This window comes from Gemmatimonadota bacterium (assembly GCA_039715185.1).
GTDB lineage: Bacteria > Gemmatimonadota > Gemmatimonadetes > Longimicrobiales > RSA9 > DATHRK01.
Genome location: JBDLIA010000238.1, coordinates 1 through 1129, shown reverse-complemented (window position 1 = coordinate 1129; position 1129 = coordinate 1). Strand labels below are relative to the sequence as shown.

Here is a 1129-nt window from a genome sequence, read left to right as displayed (position 1 = left end):
CGGCGCCGCGGCGGTGCTCGTGAAGGGCGGGCAGCTTCCCGGCGAGGAGGCGGTCGATCTCTTCTACGATGGCGCCGCGTTCGTGCGCCTGGCCGCCCCCCGCATCGACACCCCCCACACCCACGGGACGGGCTGCACCTACTCGGCTGCCATTACAGCGCTTCTCGCTCGCGGCGAGACGCTGGTCGATGCTGTGCGCCAGGCCAAGGACTTCATCTCGCGCGCCATCGCCAGCGCCCCCGGCCTCGGCCATGGCCACGGCCCGGTCGATCACTGGGCGTAGAGAGCGCGGGGCGAGGCTCTAGTTCGGACTCGTCACCCAGGTGATGTTCGCGTCGGCGACGGGGGGCATGCTGTCTGCCAGGACGGCGAGGCTGCGAGCGACCTTCCCTGCGAGATCCCGGAACGCCTGAGCGGCAGCGGAATCCGGAGCGTGAACGAGAATCGGTCGACCCGCATCCCCTCCCTCGACGATCCGCGGGTCGATGGGGACCTCACCCAGAAAGGCGACGTCCAGCTCCTCGGCAGTCCGCTTTCCTCCCCCTTCGCCGAAGAGGTAGTACTTGCGGTCCAGGAGATCCGGCGGCGTGAAGTACGACATGTTCTCGATGATGCCCAGGACCGGCACCTCCACCTTCTCGAACATCTTGAGCCCCTTGCGGGCGTCGATCAGCGAGAGATCGTTGGCGGTCGTCACGATGACGGCGCCCGAGAGCGGCGCCTTCTGGGTCAGCGTGAGCGCCGCATCGCCGGTGCCCGGCGGCATGTCGATCACGAGGTAGTCGAGCTCGCCCCATTCGACGTCGCTCAGGAACTGGCTGACGAGCCCGTGCACCATCGGGCCCCGCCAGATCACCGGGGAGTCCTCGTTGACCAGGAAGCCCATCGACATGAGCTTCAGGCCGTAGCCCTCGTGGGGGAGAATGCGCTTGTCCAGGGAGCGCGGCCGGCCGGTCACCCCCGTGAGCAGGGGCAGGGAGGGGCCGTACACGTCGGCGTCCATCACGCCCACGGCGGCGCCTGCCTCCTGGAGCGCGAGCGCGAGATTCACGGCCGTCGTGCTCTTGCCGACGCCGCCCTTGCCCGAGGCCACGGCAATCGTGTTCCTCACACCGGGGAGGATCTCGGA

At 68.9% G+C, this 1129-nt stretch carries 2 protein-coding genes; one reads left to right on the top strand and one right to left on the bottom strand.

What is annotated here, in order from left to right:
• Window positions 1–283, top strand: a 283-nt coding sequence (locus ABFS34_16965) for a bifunctional hydroxymethylpyrimidine kinase/phosphomethylpyrimidine kinase (GenBank protein MEN8377117.1), incomplete at its 5' end; no start/stop codon positions are given.
• 18 nt (window positions 284–301) lie between these two features.
• Here ABFS34_16965 and ABFS34_16960 read toward each other — a convergent pair.
• On the bottom strand, window positions 302–1129 hold an 828-nt coding region (locus ABFS34_16960; protein MEN8377116.1), incomplete at its 5' end, for an Mrp/NBP35 family ATP-binding protein.